Source organism: Stenotrophomonas sp. SXG-1, assembly GCF_014083965.1.
Classification (GTDB): domain Bacteria; phylum Pseudomonadota; class Gammaproteobacteria; order Xanthomonadales; family Xanthomonadaceae; genus Stenotrophomonas; species Stenotrophomonas geniculata.
This window is the reverse complement of record NZ_CP046588.1, coordinates 3574517-3589706: the sequence shown is the minus strand read 5'-3', so window position 1 is coordinate 3589706 and position 15190 is coordinate 3574517. Positions and strand designations below refer to the sequence as shown.

Sequence of the window (15190 nt, the reverse complement as noted above, 5' to 3'; positions counted from 1 at the left end):
TATACTGGATTTGCGGAGTGTAAGGTGTGGCCTTACACTGGTGCTGCATGATCGTCAGCTTCAGGCATAAGGGCCTGAAGGCGCTCTATGAGCGGGGCGACATTTCCGGAGTCCGTGCCGATCATGTGGCTCGGTTGCGGCGTTTGCTTCTGCAGTTGGATCAAGCCCGGCTGCCTGGAGACATGGGGCTGCCCGGAAATCGCCTGCATCCCCTGCACGGAAGCTATAGCGGCTACTGGGCTGTGAATGTCTCGGCGAGTTGGCGATTGGTGTTCCGCTTTCGTGGGCTCGACGTCGAACTGGTCGATTACCTTGATTACCACTAGGAGTCTGCTCGATGCCGTTGCATGATCCGCCGCATCCAGGAGAATCGCTGCGCGAAGACATCCTGCCGGCGATCAGCATGTCCATCAGTGCGCTGGCGCAGCACCTTGGTTATTCCCGTGGACAGCTGTCGACCATCATCAACGGGCACGCCGGCATCTCTGCTGAACTCGCGTACCGTCTTGAACTTGCGGGCCTCGGCAGTGCTCGTATGTGGCTGGCGATGCAGGCGGCCTATGACCTGTGGCAGGTCGAGCATCGAGAGCATCCGCCCATTGCCCGCCTGTATCTTGAGGATGCAGTGAGGATCGGACAGTAGATCCGCGCCATGCATGAATAAAGAAGGGGACGGAGGGGATCAAGTCGTCTGTGCATGAACGACTTGATCCCCTCCGTCCCCTTTTCTCAGGCAGTGCGTGCCAGCGCCAGGCGCAGCAGTCGCGCGTCCAGGCGCTCTGCGAAATCCGTCGGGGCCTGCAGACCCATGCGCTGCAGGTACACCGCATCGCCGTCGCCGGCCGGTTGCCGCAACGCTGCCCAGACGGTACGCAGCTTGTCGCCGCGGGTCTGCGTGTTGGCCTTCAGCCAACCCAGCGCTTTCACCAGCACCTGCTCGATCTCGTTGAAGTCGCTGCCCAGCGGATAGTCCGGCAGGCTGCCATCGGCGCGGAATGGTGCCAGCGCTGCCGCCAATGCCTGCGGCGTATTGCGCTGCAGGCGCGCCGGGTGCGGTTGCGCGGTCGCCAGCAGCTTGCGCGCGGCATGTGCCTGCTGCAGCAGATCGCCCTGGAACGGGGCTTCGGTGATCGCGGTCATCGCATGCACGCAGTCCTCGTCGGTCAGACCTCGCAGGTCGGCGATGCCGTACTCGTTCAGGTAGATATCGCGCAGGTGGCGCGGGATGGTGGTGTGCCCGTAGTTCCAGCGCACGTTGGACTCGCGCCGGCCCTTGTCATCGCGCGCGGCGCGGAACATCAGCACGCTGCGCGCTTCCGGCAGGGCATGTGCCATCGCCACGAAGTTGTACTGGCCACCCACGCCGGACACCACGCGGCCATCGTCCAGCGCGTCCGACACCGCTGCACCCAGCGCGGTGGCCATCATGCAGGAATTGAAGAAGCGCGCGTGCCGGCGCTGCAGGCGTTCCAGCGTTTCGTTGCCACCGTACAGCTGGTTGATCTCGCTGATGCGGCGCATGCCGATCGCACGACACTCATCTTCCGGCAGCGTGCGCAACCACTCGTAGAACTCCGGCGAGCCCAGGTAGAACGCGCCGTGCAGGTACTCGCCCTCGGCGGCCAGGGTGGCGTGGTCGATGGACAGCGTGCTGCCATTTTCGATGCGCTGCATCAGCGCCAGGTCGTCGTGCACCTTGCGCTTGATCACCCCGGTCTGTACCAGCCGGCGGAAGCCCTCGTTGAGCATCTCGCTGCAGCCGTACAGGCCCACTTCGAACGGATCCAGCCCGCCGATCTCCTGCACCAGCGGGTGGCTGGCCAGCTGCGGATCCAGCGCGTGCAGCACGCGGCGGTAGCGGGCGTTGTCGGTATGGCGCAGCACCAGTGCGTGGCTGAGTGCATCGGCCAGCGTGCCGATACCGATCTGCAGGGTGCCGCCGTCGCGCACCAGCGTGCTGGCGTACAGGCCGATGGCGTAGTCGGCATCGCCGACCGGCTGCCGCGGCAGCCCGAACAGCGCCGGGTACGGCGGCGGCGGGGTGATCACCAGATCGAAGAACGACACATCGACCGTCGCCGAGCCGCCCAGATAGGGCAGCTGCGGATCGATCTCGGCGATCATCAATGGGCGCGGCAGGCCGCGCGCGGTCATCGCATCCAGGGTGTCCTGGGTGATGTCGTTGTTGCACGACAACGACAGCCGGCGGTCATCCGGCCGCATCGCCACCTTCTGCACGATCACCTGCGGCGCGCGCTGGGCGACCGCATCGGCGGCGTGGGTGTAGTTCAGGCTGGTGTAGCTGGACTGCGCCTGCCGCGAACCGAGCAGGGCGCCGGACTGCATGTAGAACTCTTCCACCTGCACATGTGCCGGCAACGCGTCGCGCGCGATCGCATCGGCATAGGCCAGGCGCGGGAAATCGTCGCCGAAATGGCGCTGCGCGAACGGTGCCATGAAGCGCGCTTCCAGACCGTTGCCGCGCGCCTTCGGCGGATTCAGCGACAGTGCGGTATACAGCTGCAGCGGCCGCGAAGGGTCGTGCTCGACGCGTGCGTAGAGGGCATTGAGCAGCCGGTGTGGCTTGCCCAGTGCCAGCGGTGCCCCGATCCGCAGCGGCCCGTCCACGCGCGCAAACAACCAGTCGACGGCGGCGTCCAGGTCGGTGAGGTGTTCGGTCATGCGGGGCGGTCCTGCGTGTGGGGGAGTGCTGGCATTACAGCATGTCGGGCTTGAACCGCCGTCGACGCGAGACTTCCGCGCCGGACACCATGAACTGCCCATCGCCGCGGTAATGCACCGTGCGCGGTAGTTTCGGCCGTGGCGCGACGTGGGCGCGCACGATTTCCCAGATGAACAGGTTGCTCGATTGCACCTGGCTGTCGTCGTAGAGACGGCATTCGAAGCAGGAATGGCATTGCCCGACCAGCGGCGCGCCGACCTCGCGCGCAGGTACTGCATCCAGCCCGAAACGCGCGAACTTGTCGACCTCGCGGCCGCTGCAGTTGCCGATGTCGACCACGGTATCGAGCAGCTCCACGCCGGGTACGTTGATCACGCACTCGCCACTACTGACGGCCAGTGCATGGCTGTGGTTTTCATTCCACAGGTAGGTGGCGACCAGCGACGGCGAAAAGCCCATCACCATGTGCCAGCCCATCGTCATCAGGTTGCGCTGGCCCTGCCACGCGGTACTGACCAGCACGATCGGGCCGGGTTCGAGCAAGCGGCGCGCCTGCTCGACCGGGAAATCCTTCTTGGACAGCGCTTTCATCCGGGGCCTGGGGCGGGAGGAATCGATGCTGGCGCACGTGCGATGAACCTGGAGTAGAGGGGCTTGACAGGCGATTCGATTACGCGCGTAATCGGGCTGTCGATTACGGATGTAAACCATGACCCCGATCAGCGAAGCCGAAGCCGTTGTGATGGAGGTGCTGTGGCAGCAGGCACCGCGTAGCGCCGATGACGTGGTGGCCGCGCTGGCCCACCGCGACTGGGCCGAGCCGACCATCAAGACCCTGCTCAACCGCCTGCTGACCAAGGGCGCGATCGCTGCCGAGCGCGATGGCCGGCGCTACCTGTACCGGCCGCTGCTGCAGCGCCAGGCATGGGTGGAGGCGCAGAGCCAGGACTTCATCGGGCGTGTTTTCGAGGGGCGCGTGGCGCCGCTGGTCGCGCACTTCAGCGAGCGCGGCCAGTTGAGCGCGCAGGACATCGCCGAACTGAAGAAGCTGATCCAGGAGCTGGACCATGACTGAGCTGCTCGACGGATTGTGGCAGGCCAGCCTGTGGCTGGCGGTGGGCGCGGTCCTGCTGGCAGTAATGCGACCGCTGCTGGTGCGGATGGGCGGCGCGGGGCTGGCCTACCGCAGTTGGTGGCTGCTGCCGATGCTGCTGGTGGCACTGATGCTGCCGTTGCCGCAGGTTGCGTTGTTGCAGCAGGTACCCACGCTGCCGCTGAAAGTGATGCCCGGTGCCATCGATGCCCTGAACGGGCCGTCGTTGCCATGGGCCGGGCTGTTGCTGGTGCTGTGGGCACTGGGCACGGGCCTGTGCCTGCTGCGCGACCTGCGCGCACAGCGTCGTTTCGAACGACGGATGGGCCCACTGAAGCTGCGTGCCGATGGCAGCTGGCAGGCCAGCGGCGACCCCGGCCTGCCGGCCCTGGTGGGCCTGTGGCGGCCGCGCATCGTGGTCGGTCCGGCATTCGACCAGCAGTTCAGCGCACAGGAACAGGGGCTGATCCTGCAGCACGAGCGCAGCCATCGCCGCCATGGCGATCACTGGGCCAACGGCGCGCTGCTGCTGGCGCGCGCGGTGTTCTGGTTCCACCCGCTGCTGCCATGGGCGGCACGCCGCTTCCTGCGCGATCAGGAATTGGCCTGCGATGCCCGCACCATCGGTCCGCAGCCTGCGCTGCGCGGCCTCTATGCCAGCACGCTGCTGAAGGCGCAGCTGGTCCACCCGGTTGCGCCCGCGGTCTGCCATTGGCGCAGCCAACCCGTGTTGAAGGAGCGTATCGCCATGTTGAAGCAGTCCAAGCGGAAGGCATTGCCGTGGGTGTCCGGGCAGGTGCTGGTGGTCGGGTTGTGTGTGGGCATGGGGGCGGTGGCATGGGCCAGCCAGAGCGCTGTGGAGGCTGGCCCGGCAGCGCCCGTCATGGATCGGGAGATCCAGGTCGACAAGATGCCGCCACCGTCCTATCCGAAATCTGCGATCGAGCAGCGTCAGGTAGGCGTGGTGAACCTGCGCGTGGAAGTGGATGCACAGGGCCATCCGACCGATGTGCGGGTACTCAGTGCGACCAATCCGGGGGTGTTCGACGCCGTCTCCGTCGCCGCCGCGCGCAGCTGGACCTATCGTCCCGCGGTGAAGAACGGCAAGCCGGTGGCCGGTGCCGTACGCATTCCGATCACCTACGCCATGGATGACACCGAGGACGCGAAGTGAAGTCCGCGCCGCTGTTGATGATGGCGGCGCTGCTGGTGGGGTGTGCAACCCAGGATCGCCTGACCACCGTCGATACCCGCAGCGAGAATGTCGGTCACCAGCGCCTGCAGCCGCAGACGGGCGGCGGCAGTGGGCAGCCGCAGGTGTATTCGCTGGGTGCGACCGAGGGCTACCGGATGCCGCAACTGTACGCGGCACCGGACCCGGAGGTCGGTGATCGCGACCCGCGCGCGGAACTGGCGCCGACCACCATCTGCCTGCAGGTGGTGGTTGATGCCAACGGCGACGTCGAGCGCAGCCTGCCATTGACCGATCGCCCGGAGTGCGTGGCAGGTGCTGCGGGCGAGAATGCGCCCCTGCTGCAGGCAGCGCAGGAAGCCGTGGCGATGTGGAAGTACTCGTCCGCAGCGGTCTGCCACTTCGCGGCCGGCAAGGTGCCTGCCAATCGCGGTGACTGCCGGGGCGCCGAGCGTGTCGAGCCGGTGGCCGTCACCCTGCAATATGCCTTTACCTTCGAGATCGTGAAGGGCCAGCACGTGGTGCGCACGCAGGGAAAATGATCGCTCGCGATGACCGGGGTAGCGCCGGGCCATGCCCGGCGGGCGCAGCGACGTGGATCAGGCCCCGCCCTGGATGTTGGCCTTCACTGCGGGCTGCATCAGCTTCGGTTCTTCCAGCGTCGCATCGCGGGCCTGGCGCACGCTGACGAACTCTGCCTCGGCCACGCCGTCGTGCACGTGGATGTTGTGCGCGCGCTGTTCGCCGATGGTGGTTTCGTTGGCGAACCCGCGGCCACCCGGGCCGTAGTCGTGGCAGACAAACACGCGCGTCGCATCGGGCAGGGCCAGCAGGCGCTGGATCGAGCGGTACAACTGCGCGGCATCGCCGCCCGGGAAATCGCAGCGGGCAGTGCCGCCGTCGGGCATGAACAGCGAGTCGCCGGTAAACAGCGCATTGTCGATCAGATAGGCGATGCTGTCGCTGGTGTGGCCGGGCACGGCGATCACCTGGCAGCGCAGTTCACCCAAAGCGAAGGTTTCGCCATCGCTGAACAGGTGGTCGAAGATCTCATCGGCCGCGGGAAGCTGCAGGCCATAGCGCGGTGCGAACGTGGCCTGCACCGCGCGGATGCCTTCACCGATGGCCAGCGTGGCCTGCGGGAAGCGCTGCTTGAGCCGGCGCCCGGCCGACACATGGTCGGCGTGGGCATGGGTTTCCAGCAGCCAGCGCAGCTGCAGGCCCTGTTGTTCGATGGCCTGCAACGCGGCCTGCAACGGCGCTTCACTGCTGGCATCGGTATCCGGGTCGTAGTCCAGGACCGGGTCGATCAGCGCCGCCTCGCCGCTGGCCGGGTCGCTGACCAGGTAGCTGAAGGTGTTGCTGTCACGGTGGAAGAACGACTGCACCTGGACCGACATCGGAACTCTCCTCAGCGCGTGCCGAGCACGCGGTTCAGCAACTGCGCCAGGTTCTCACCGGCCAGTCGCAGCTGCGCTTCGGCCAGCGGCCGGTAGCGTTCGGTGTATTCGTCACCGATTTTACGCGTGGCCGGATAAACGCCAGCTTGCATGGAGACGCGGCAGCTGGCCTCGGCCCACGTCTGCGGGTCGCGCTGCGGGTTGGACTGGCGCGCCAGCTTCGGCGCGCGCTGGCTCTGCAGCAGCGGCAGATAGCCCGCATCGTCCAGCTTGCGGGTATTGAGCATGCCGCTGTCCCACAGCGAGTGCAGGTTGGTACCGCGGTTGCCGAACTGCAGCTGGAAATCGTTGCCGCCCTTGTCGTGGGCGTAACCGGCGTGCATCGGCTGGTGGATGTCGCCGACCAGATGCACCACGAACTTCAGCGCCTGCAGGCGCTCGCCGTCGGTCAGGCTGCGATCGCCGAGGATGGCGCTCTGTGCCTTCAGGGCCTCGACGATGCAGTTGCCGTTTTTGCAGTGCTTCGGTGCTTCGTAATGGCAGTTGTCTTCGGCGATGTTGACGTAGTGCCAGCCGGCCGAGCGGCGGCCCAGGCCCGGGTCCTTGGCGCGCAGCTGGTCGGCCCACGGCGCGATGCTGGCCAGCGTGGCGTCCGGTTCGGTGGCCAGCAGGCGGTCCACTTCGGCGCGGGCGGCGGGGTTGAGGCGGGCGTCGGCGACTTCGGCGACAAGGCGGTGGCCTTGCGCGCCCCAGGCATGTGCGGGGGCGGAGACGGACAGCAGGGCCGGCGCCAGGGCGGCGGCGAGGAACAGGGAGTGCAGGGCTTTCATGTGCACATTCTAGCGGGGTAGGTGGATTGAAGAGCGGCGCGTTCCTGTTCCGAAGTGGGAGCGCAGAGGGAGGGGCGGCGGGACACGCCGTGAATCTGTGGTGGTCAAGTATTTTTGGACACTCCCAAAGGGAGTTCAGGCCACCTGCCCTTCACAAAGCGCAGGTGGCACAAGGCCGTTGGCACTGTGCGGCCGACGGTGGTTGTACCAGTCCACGAATTGCTCGATGTCTGCTGCAGCCTCCTGTCGAGTGGGGTATTTGGAGTAAAGCCACTCCCCTTTGAGGGTGGCGAAAACCCGTTCCACCACCGCGTTGTCCCAGCAGTTGCCCTTCCTGCTCATGCTTTGGGTGATGCCGTTGTCACGCAGAATTTCGGCCATGGCATGGCTGGTGTACTGCCGACCTTGATCCGAGTGGAAAAGTAGTCGCCCGTTGGGACGACGCTGTTTCAGAGCCCCACGCAGGGCTCTGACGGCCAGCCAGGCATCCCCTTCGTGAGAGTGGGCCCAGCCCACGATCCGTCGGGCAAACAGATCCACCACGATGGCCAGATAGAGCCAGCCTTGCTGGGTCGGGATGTAGGTGATATCCCCTGCCCAGACTTGGTCGGGTGCCTCCGGGTTGAATTGGCGTTCCAACACGTTGGGCGCGGTCAGTGCCTGCGGCCCCAGACTGTGGTACTTGTGCCGCCGGTGCTGCCGCGCCCTGACGCCGGCCCGGCGCATCAGCGTCCGGGCGCGGTAGCGACCCACTGGCAGGCCGCGATTGGTCAGCTCCCTGGCCATCTTGCGAGAGCCACAGCTCCCCCGGTGGGACTGATGAATGCGACGAACCAGATCAACCTGGGCCAGCAGTTCCCGGTCAATCCGGGGCTCCCGGTGCAGCCAGGCGTAGTAGCTGCTACGGGGATAGTCCATCAACTGACACACCAACCGGATCGGAGCGACCTTCCCCAATTCCTGGATCACCTGTTCCGGTGATCGCTGTCCCGAATGAAGAAGGCGATGGATTTTTTTAGTAGGTCGCGCTCCTCCTTGAGCCTGCGATTCTGGGCCTCCAGCTCGGCGATTCTGACCTGGGCATCTACGGGCGGTGCCTCGGCCTGCGGGTCATGTTTTCGACGCCATTGCTCGATCCAGCGCCTCAGCGCCGTCGGGCCGACATCCATCAGCTGGCAGACGTCCCTGACTGTCTGCCCCTCCACAACCACAAGGCGAACCGCCTCGTCCCTCATGCCCTGAGTGATCTGCTTTGCCATGGGTCTACCTCGATGCTTGAAATTGATCCTATCGAGTGTCCAAGTTGATTAGACCACCACAATCCGTCCCTGGAGGCTCGATGGCGCCATCCATGGCGCCAACGGTCCCGCCGCCCCTCCCTCTGCGCTCCCCTCCAAACATGGCCGCGGAGGCGGATGCAAACGTCAAAGGCAACATCAAGAACAAATGCAGGATCAAAATCCGCCTTCTGCAATTGCAGGCAACCATTACGCCTCGGATGTGCAGGCTCCCCGCCTTGCCCCAGCTCCGGAACCGCTTCAGTCCCAGGCACAAAAAAGCCCCGGCAATCACCGGGGCAACATGCTGCGAGGGTTTCGCGTGCAGCGGGGGAGCGGGGGCGAAGCCCCCGCGCTCAACACACCGCTTTAGAACTTGAAGACGTACGAAGCGCCGTACACCAGCGGATCGATGTTGACCGTGCCGATCTTCTCGCCGTTCAACTTCACCTTGCTGTCGATGTCGATCCAGCGCATGTCCACGCGCAGCGCGCCCTTCTCGCCGATCGCGAAGTCCACGCCCGCATGCGCGGCCAGGCCCCACGAATCCTGCAGCTTCAGGCGGCTGTCCTTCAGCGCACCGGTGGTGTCTTCGCTGAAGAAGGTCGTGTAGTTCACGCCCGCACCGATGAACGGCGACACCTTGCCCTTGCTGTTGAAGTGGTACTGCACGGTCACCACCGGCGGCAGCTGCTTGGTGCTGCCCACGCGGCCCAGGCCATTGATGTTGATGTCGTGCTTGAACGGCAGCGCGGCCAGCACTTCGATGCCCAGGTTGTCGGCGATGAAGTACTCACCGGTGATGGTCGGCTTGACGTCGTTGTCGACGTCGACCTTCAGGGTGTGGCCGGCCAGCCAGCCGTTGTTCGACTTCGGGGCCACCTGGTGCACGCCGGCGGAAATGGTCCAGTCGCCCTTGGACTGGGCCATGGCCGGGGCGGCGGCGAGCGACAGGGCGGCGGCCAGGCTGGCCACGATCAGGGGGGAGGTCTTGCGCATGGGGGTGATCTCGTTGCTGGGTGGATGTGGCCAGTTTCGGCCTCACATCGCGCTAACGCTTTGATCCGGATCAAATCCTGTCTGCCGGCCCGCTGCCCGCCGGGGCTGGCCCGCGGTGGCCAGCCCCGGTTTGCTAGACTTGTGGGCCCTATCCATCCCGCCGCACCCGTCGCGGCCGCAGGAGCTTGAGAACATGGCAATCAAGGTTGGTATCAACGGTTTCGGTCGCATCGGGCGTAACGTCCTGCGCTCGGCGGTGCTGAACTTCGGCGACGACATCGAAATCGTGGCCATCAACGATCTGCTGGAGCCGGACTATCTGGCGTACATGCTCAAGTACGACTCCGTGCACGGTCGTTTCAAGGCCGACGTGGCGGTGCAGGGCAACGACCTGCTGGTCAACGGCAAGAAGATCCGCCTGACCCAGGAACGCGACCCGGCCAACCTGAAGTGGAACGAAGTGGACGTGGACGTGGTGATCGAGTCCACCGGCCTGTTCCTGACCAAGGAAACCGCGCAGAAGCACATCGATGCCGGCGCCAGGAAGGTCATCATGTCGGCCCCGTCGAAGGACGATACGCCGATGTTCGTCTACGGCGTGAACGACAAGACCTACGCCGGCCAGGCGATCGTCTCCAATGCTTCGTGCACCACCAACTGCCTGGCCCCGCTGGCCAAGGTCATCAATGACAAGTGGGGCATCAAGCGTGGCCTGATGACCACCGTGCATGCGGCTACTGCCACCCAGAAGACCGTCGATGGCCCGTCCAACAAGGACTGGCGCGGTGGCCGTGGCATCCTGGAAAACATCATTCCGTCGTCCACCGGTGCGGCCAAGGCCGTCGGTGTGGTCATCCCGGAACTGAACAAGAAGCTGACCGGCATGAGCTTCCGTGTCCCGACCTCGGACGTGTCGGTGGTCGACCTGACCGTCGAGCTGGAAAAGGAAGCCACCTACGCCGAGATCTGCGCTGAAGTGAAGGCACAGAGCGAAGGCCCGCTGAAGGGCATCCTGGGCTACACCGAAGACAAGGTCGTGGCCACCGATTTCCGCGGCGAGACCTGCACCTCGGTGTTCGACGCCGAGGCCGGCATCGCCCTCGACGGCACCTTCGTCAAGCTGGTCACCTGGTACGACAACGAGTGGGGCTACTCGAACAAGTGCCTGGAAATGGCCAAGGTCGTCGCCGCCAAGTAAGGCCGGCGAAGATCGCACGCGGACCCCGGCCTGGCCGGGGTTCGTCGTTTATGGGGCCAGCCCTGTCGTAGCATGGGCCGGTCGACCGCTGCCGCTGGGGCGCGGGATTGCAATGGAAGCATGCAATGGAAGCATTGATCGCCCTGGTGGTACTGGTCCTGCTGGCCATCCCGCTGCTGCTGGTGGTGGCGCTGGTGATGATTGCCGGCCTGCGCCGCCGTGTGGCCGCGCTGGAAGGTGCCCTGGCCGCCGCGCCGGCCGTCCGGCCGGTTGCAGCCGAGCCTGCGCCAGAACGGGCTGCGCCCATGCCTGCGGCCGGCGCCGATCCGCCGTTCCTGCGGCCGGTGGCGGCTGCCGCACCGCCTCCGTCCCAGCCAACGCCGCCGCCGGTGCGCGAAGTGGTGCCTGCAGCAACGGAGGTGCCGCGCCCGGTCGCACCACCGCCAGTGCCACACGCGCCGTTGCAGCCGCCGTTGCCTTCCGAGCCGGCGCTGCCCAACTTCATCGAGCGCGGCATCGGAGCGGTCAAGCGCTGGTTCACCGAGGGCAACGTGCCGGTCAAGATCGGCATGCTGGTGCTGCTGGCCGGTGTTGCCGCGCTGTTGAAGTACGTCAGCGACCAGGGCTGGCTGGTGCTGCCGATCGAGCTGCGCCTGGCCGGTGTCACCGTGGGTGCGCTGGGCCTGTTGGCGTTCGGCTGGCACCAGCGCGAGCGCCGGCGCCTGTTCGCACTGGCGCTGCAGGGCGGTGCCATTGGCGTGTTGCTGCTGACCATCTTCGCCGCATTCAAACGGTTCGAGCTGCTCAACCCCGGGTTTGCCTTCGCCAGTTCGATCGCGCTGGTGGCCGGCCTGTGCGTGCTGGCGGTGGTGCAGAACTCGCGCACGTTGGCGGTGCTGGGCATCCTCGCCGGCTTCATGGCACCGCTGTGGCTGTCCACCGGCAGTGGCAACCACGTGGGGCTGTTCAGCTACTACGCGGTGCTCAACGCTGGCATCTTTGCCATCGCCTGGTTCCGTCCGTGGCGTGCGCTGAACCTGCTTGGCTTCGCTTTTACCTTCGGCATCGGTACGTTCTGGGGCGTGTTGCAGTACGCGCCGGACAAGTTCAGCAGCACCGAGCCGTTCCTGCTGCTGTTCTTCGCCTTCTACCTGTTGATCCCGCTGCTGTACGCGCGCCGGCAGCCCGCCGGGCGACGTGACCTGGTCGACGGCAGCCTGGTGTTCGGCACGCCCTTGGTCGCCTTCTCGATGCAGGCGGGCATGCTGCACGAGCAGCCGATGACGCTGGCGCTGTGCGCGCTGGGCCTGGCGGCGATCTACGCCGTACTGGCGCGGGCACTGATCGCGCGCGCGTCTTACACCGTGCTGGCGCAGTCGCATGCGGTGCTGGCGGTGGGCTTCGCCACGCTGGCGGTGCCGCTGGCATTGTCTGCGCGTGCCACCGGCGCGGTGTTCGCGCTGGAAGGTGCGGGCCTGGCCTGGCTGGGCCTGCGCCAGAAACGCTGGCTGCCGCAGGTGTCCGGCGCGTTGCTGCAGATCGGTGCTGCGTTCGCCTTTGTGGCCGGCGCCGACCACTGGCTCGAAGACGCACGCTTCCTGCTCAACCCGACCGCCATCGGCGCGTTGCTGCTGGCCATTGCCGGCTTCGCGTCGGCGTGGAGTTACCAGCGCAGGGAGCGCCATGAGATCGCACTGGTCTACTACCTGTGGGGCCTGCTGTGGTGGCTGGGCGGTCTGGTGCACGAGATCTTCCGCTTCTTCCCGCAGCGCACGCAGGCCGATGCGTTGCTGGTGCTGGTCGCGGCCACGGCCTGGCTGGCGGCTGAAATGCAGCGCCGCCAGCCGGCACGCGCGCTGGGCGTAACCGCCCTGGCGATGCTGGCCCTGGGCTTCCCGCTGGCGCTGATGCAGAGCGATGCGCACCAGCAGCCGTTCGCCGGCTATGGCGCACTGGCCTGGGCGGTGTTCGCGGCGCTGGGCGTACGTACGTTGCTGTGCCTGCGTCAGGGCGGCGACACCGTGGCACGCATCGCGCAGTTCCTGTGGTGGCTGCTGTGGCCGTCGCTGCTTTCGTTGCTGGCCCTGTGGGGCGGCGGCGAGGCCGGGCTGGCACAGGGCTGGACGCTGCTGTTGTTCACGCTGCCGTGGCTGCTGATGGCGGCGCTGTCGTTGTGGCGCTGGAATGCACTGCGCTGGCCGTTGGGGGCTGCCTTCGACAGCGTGCGCCTGCCGTTGCAGTGCGTGCTGTTCGGCCTGCTGTCCGCAGGCTGGCTGTTCGGCCAGTTGCTGCCGGGGGACGCCGCGCCGCTGCTGTGGCTGCCGGTGTTGAACCCGGCCGAGCTGGGGCAGTGGTTGAGCCTGGCGCTGCTGGCGCGCTGGCTGTACAGCGGGCAGGCGCCGCAGGCACTGGTGAAGATCCGGCTGCCGCTGTTGGCATTGGCCACCTTCGTCGCGCTGACCAGCCTGGTGCTGCACGGCGTGCATCAGTGGGGCGGCCTGTCGTGGAGTTCGTCGATGATGCGTTCCAGCCTGGCGCAGACCAGCCTGACCGTGCTGTGGAGCGTGCTCGGCGTGATCGCCTGGGTCTGGGGTTCGCGCCGCGGCCAGCGCGTGTTGTGGATGGTCGGTGCCGTGCTGATGGGTGTGGTGCTGGCCAAGCTGGTACTCATCGATCGCCAGCACCTGGGCAACCTGCTGGGTATCGCATCGTTCATCGCTTACGGCCTGCTGTGCACGGTCGTGGGTTATCTGGCACCGGCACCGCCGAGCGCGGCGCCGACCGTGGAGGAAAAACAATGAAGACGTGGAGCAGGGCGCTGCTGCCGGCGATGTTCGGCATGCTGGCCGCCGTCACCGCACAGGCCGCCGATTACCGTACCCAGTACGCCGAACAGTGGCCGCTGACGTTGTCCAGCGCACAATCGGGTGCCTACCGTGTTGTGCTGGAACCGGCGATCTACCGTCGCGCCGGCAGTGCGGACCTGGGCGATGTGCAGGTGTTCAATGCCGCCGGCCAATCGTTGCCGTCGGCCTTGCTGGCGCCGGATCAGCCGCTGGCGCAGCCGCCGGTGCAGCGTGAGCTGCCGTGGTTCGCGTTGCCGCCATTGGCCGAAGCACAGCGCAACGACCTGCAGTTGCTGACCGAGCGCGATACCGATGGCCGTGTGCGTCGCGTGGAAGCCCGCGTGAGTGGTGGTGCGGCGGCGAGCGGGCAGGGTGGCTGGCTGATCGACGCCAGTGTGCTGGGCCAGCAGCCGCTGGCGGCGCTGGTGCTGGATTGGGCTGACAGTGGCCAGCCGTTGCAGGCTCAGGTGCAGCTGGACGTCAGCGACGACCTGCAGCACTGGCGTGCGATTGGCCGCGACATTCCGCTGGTGGATCTGCAGCGCGCCGGCAAGCGCCTGCTGCAGCGCCGCCTGCAGGTGGATGGTGAAGCGCGCTATCTGCGCGTGCTGGCGCAAGGCGATGCGCGTCTGCCGACGCTGCGCAGCGTACTGGCCGAGCTGCCGCCGGCACCGGCGACGCTGCCGTGGGAATGGTTGTCGCTGGAACCGACCTCGAAGGGCAAGGGCGAATACACCTTCGAGATGGATGGCCGCTTCCCGGCGGCACGTGCCGACGTGGCCAGCACCGACAACAGCCTGGTGCAGTGGACATTGTTCAGCCGCGATGACCAGAGCGCGGAATGGCAGCGCCGCAGTGCACCGTGGATTGCCTATCAGCTGCAGCAGGGTGCGCAGGGCCAACGGCAGCAATCGGCCGCGCAGCCGCTGGGCGGGGTGCATCGGGATCGCTATTGGAAGCTGGTGGCGAACCCGGCCGAAACGGCCACCGCACCGACTCTGCGCCTGGGTTACCAGCCCGAAGTACTGGTATTCCTGAGCCAGGGCGCGGCGCCCTACGCGTTGGCGGTGGGCAGCTCGACCGCGCGCCGCACGGAGGCGCCGATTGGCGTGCTGATCGAGGAACTGCGGTTGCGCAACGACCCGTCGTGGCAGCCGACGCTGGCGCGCCTGGAAGGCAGCCCGGAGCCGCTGGCCGGCGACGCGGCGCTGAAACCGCAGCACGATTGGAAGTCGTGGTTGCTGTGGGCGTTGCTGGGTCTGGGTGTGCTGGTAGTGGGCGGTCTGGCGGTCAGTCTGCTTCGGCAGAAGCCGGCGCCTTCGGCGTAGGTTCCGGCGAACGGCGCAGCCCCTCGTGGGTGGGCGGATGGTCGCGTAAAGCAAAAGCCGTGCTTGGCCGGGCGGGGTGGGTTCGCGGGAGACGCCGTGAACCCGTCCCTGGGGGCTTGGCCGCGGCATCCATGCCGCGGACACTCCCGCGAACCCACCCCGCCCGGCCTCTGACAATTTCCGTGTGCGTCCACCCACGGAAAGAAAAAAAGAAGAGCAAAAGCTGCTTGGCAGGGCGCTCTTTGTAGAGCCGAGCCCACGCTCGGCTGCTGTTCGCGATAGACCCAGCCGAGCACGGGCTCGGCTCTACATTTTTCTCCGACATCAGAAACCGATCTTGCCTT

At 66.5% G+C, this 15190-nt stretch carries 15 protein-coding genes; 8 read left to right on the top strand and 7 right to left on the bottom strand.

Annotation, left to right across the window (positions count from 1 at the left end; translation table 11 throughout):
* The first annotated feature begins 47 nt into the window (after positions 1-47).
* Together GOC52_RS16430 and GOC52_RS16425 are read left to right on the top strand one after the other, a co-directional pair.
* Entirely contained in the window at positions 48-326 is a 279-nt protein-coding gene (locus GOC52_RS16430; protein WP_010484073.1) for a type II toxin-antitoxin system RelE/ParE family toxin, read from the top strand.
* 11 nt (positions 327-337) lie between these two features.
* Positions 338-643, top strand: coding sequence for a HigA family addiction module antitoxin (locus GOC52_RS16425; protein WP_010484074.1), 306 nt, complete (start codon positions 338-340; stop codon positions 641-643).
* An 86-nt stretch (positions 644-729) separates the two neighbouring features.
* On the opposite strand, the gene GOC52_RS16420 is transcribed toward GOC52_RS16425, so the two are convergent.
* On the bottom strand, positions 730-2682 hold the full coding sequence (locus GOC52_RS16420; RefSeq protein ID WP_099559957.1) for an acetyl-CoA hydrolase/transferase C-terminal domain-containing protein: 1953 nt from the start codon (positions 2680-2682) through the stop codon (positions 730-732).
* Positions 2683-2716: 34 nt separating this feature from the next.
* Positions 2717-3274, bottom strand: coding sequence for a flavin reductase family protein (locus tag GOC52_RS16415; protein ID WP_100446616.1), 558 nt, complete (start codon positions 3272-3274; stop codon positions 2717-2719).
* A gap of 118 nt (positions 3275-3392) precedes the next feature.
* Here GOC52_RS16415 and GOC52_RS16410 point away from each other — a divergent pair, with 118 nt between their 5' ends.
* The 3 genes from GOC52_RS16410 to GOC52_RS16400 are packed head-to-tail and all read left to right on the top strand — an operon-like array spanning position 3393 to position 5510.
* Positions 3393-3758 carry a BlaI/MecI/CopY family transcriptional regulator gene (locus GOC52_RS16410; RefSeq protein ID WP_010484077.1) on the top strand — a complete coding sequence of 122 codons (366 nt, stop codon included), beginning with the start codon at positions 3393-3395 and terminating at the stop codon, positions 3756-3758.
* The gene (locus GOC52_RS16405; protein ID WP_191849911.1) at positions 3751-4950 is read left to right on the top strand and encodes a M56 family metallopeptidase; all 1200 of its coding nucleotides are present in this window, start codon (positions 3751-3753) and stop codon (positions 4948-4950) included. The genes GOC52_RS16410 and GOC52_RS16405 overlap by 8 nt, the downstream gene beginning before the upstream one ends.
* The gene (locus GOC52_RS16400) at positions 4947-5510 is read left to right on the top strand and encodes a hypothetical protein (RefSeq protein WP_191849908.1); all 564 of its coding nucleotides are present in this window, start codon (positions 4947-4949) and stop codon (positions 5508-5510) included. The genes GOC52_RS16405 and GOC52_RS16400 overlap by 4 nt, the downstream gene beginning before the upstream one ends.
* A gap of 57 nt (positions 5511-5567) precedes the next feature.
* Here GOC52_RS16400 and GOC52_RS16395 read toward each other — a convergent pair whose 3' ends face one another.
* The 5 genes from GOC52_RS16395 to GOC52_RS16380 all read right to left on the bottom strand — a co-directional run bounded on the left by GOC52_RS16395 (position 5568) and on the right by GOC52_RS16380 (position 9474).
* A complete protein-coding gene (locus GOC52_RS16395; RefSeq protein WP_010484080.1) occupies positions 5568-6368 on the bottom strand; it encodes an MBL fold metallo-hydrolase in 801 nt (266 codons plus the stop codon).
* 11 nt (positions 6369-6379) lie between these two features.
* A complete protein-coding gene (locus GOC52_RS16390) occupies positions 6380-7198 on the bottom strand; it encodes a S1/P1 nuclease (protein ID WP_143993921.1) in 819 nt (272 codons plus the stop codon).
* A 135-nt stretch (positions 7199-7333) separates the two neighbouring features.
* Positions 7334-8167 (bottom strand): IS3 family transposase, encoded by an 834-nt coding sequence (locus GOC52_RS16385; protein ID WP_458309520.1) that lies wholly within the window; start codon positions 8165-8167, stop codon positions 7334-7336.
* Positions 8164-8457 carry a transposase gene (locus GOC52_RS20935; protein ID WP_019338990.1) on the bottom strand — a complete coding sequence of 98 codons (294 nt, stop codon included), beginning with the start codon at positions 8455-8457 and terminating at the stop codon, positions 8164-8166. Before GOC52_RS20935 ends, GOC52_RS16385 begins: the two co-directional genes overlap by 4 nt.
* Before the next feature lie 387 nt (positions 8458-8844).
* Positions 8845-9474, bottom strand: coding sequence for an OmpW/AlkL family protein (locus tag GOC52_RS16380; RefSeq protein WP_088026957.1), 630 nt, complete (start codon positions 9472-9474; stop codon positions 8845-8847).
* Positions 9475-9667: 193 nt separating this feature from the next.
* On the opposite strand from GOC52_RS16380, the gene gap reads away from it, so the two are divergent.
* The 3 genes from gap to GOC52_RS16365 all read left to right on the top strand — a co-directional run bounded on the left by gap (position 9668) and on the right by GOC52_RS16365 (position 14846).
* A complete protein-coding gene (gene gap / locus GOC52_RS16375; protein ID WP_010484083.1) occupies positions 9668-10672 on the top strand; it encodes a type I glyceraldehyde-3-phosphate dehydrogenase in 1005 nt (334 codons plus the stop codon).
* A gap of 125 nt (positions 10673-10797) precedes the next feature.
* On the top strand, positions 10798-13473 hold the full coding sequence (locus tag GOC52_RS16370; RefSeq protein ID WP_049453734.1) for a DUF2339 domain-containing protein: 2676 nt from the start codon (positions 10798-10800) through the stop codon (positions 13471-13473).
* On the top strand, positions 13470-14846 hold the full coding sequence (locus tag GOC52_RS16365; RefSeq protein WP_010484085.1) for a DUF3999 domain-containing protein: 1377 nt from the start codon (positions 13470-13472) through the stop codon (positions 14844-14846). Before GOC52_RS16370 ends, GOC52_RS16365 begins: the two co-directional genes overlap by 4 nt.
* Positions 14847-15190: the final 344 nt, after the last annotated feature.